Source organism: Vibrio sp. 1402, assembly GCF_033340275.1.
This window is the reverse complement of the sequence record NZ_JAWOWE010000190.1, coordinates 1-774: the sequence shown is the minus strand read 5'-3', so window position 1 is coordinate 774 and position 774 is coordinate 1. Positions and strand designations below refer to the sequence as shown.

Annotated in this window: 1 pseudogene; it reads left to right on the top strand. The window is 47.4% G+C overall.

The annotated features are described in order from the left end of the window. A pseudogene (locus R7044_RS25000) lies at nucleotides 1-774 on the top strand (chromosome partitioning protein ParA); the annotation flags it as partial.

Below are 774 nucleotides of genomic sequence, written 5' to 3'. Positions count from 1 at the left end.
GATGACAAAGGTTATCTGCTGACAACCTTATCGAGCCAAGAAGTGCTTACGCCAACGATGGCAACCACCAAACCCAGTCGCAGCATCAATATGACGCGTCTGCTGCTTTCTCTCGACAGCACGCCTGAGAATCGTGAGGAAATTGTCTTAGCCAACCGTGTGTTGTCTGATCCTCGCTTTCAAAGCCAGCTCAAGAGTCTCGATCTCAATTATCTGGATGATGCTAAACGACATCTCAACCTCGACTGGGTTTCTGTCGATGAGGCGATTGATCACTTGAACGAAAGCCAGCAGTACATTGAGGAAAACTTTGCCTCTGATGAGATCATCTTTGAACCTCGCGGCATCACGTTCAAAAACATCGTGATCAAAAAGAAAGATTGGCAGGGCCGCGCTTGTGCCTACGATCTGCGCTATAAACATCACCCCAAATATCGCCCCCCTTTTGGTGAGACCCGATTCACCATCACCAAAGATTCGTTAATTGAACACCCGAGTGTTGGCGACCATTTTCAAGGTTGCTTCATATCGCCGAATCACCAAATTACGGAAGATATTGTCGAGCCGATTAGCAAATTTGCGGATTGGTTTAACCTTGTTGGTTGCTCTATCACAGGATGCACCCGCAACGACTTGAACGGCTTCTCTCTCGAAGACTTTGATGATGAAGGCGACTGGAAATACCGCTCCGTTGCACTCAACTTTGATCCAAGCACTGAGCTACTGATGGAAAAAGTACAAGGCCTTGGGCGTAAAAAAACATCCACCACCACA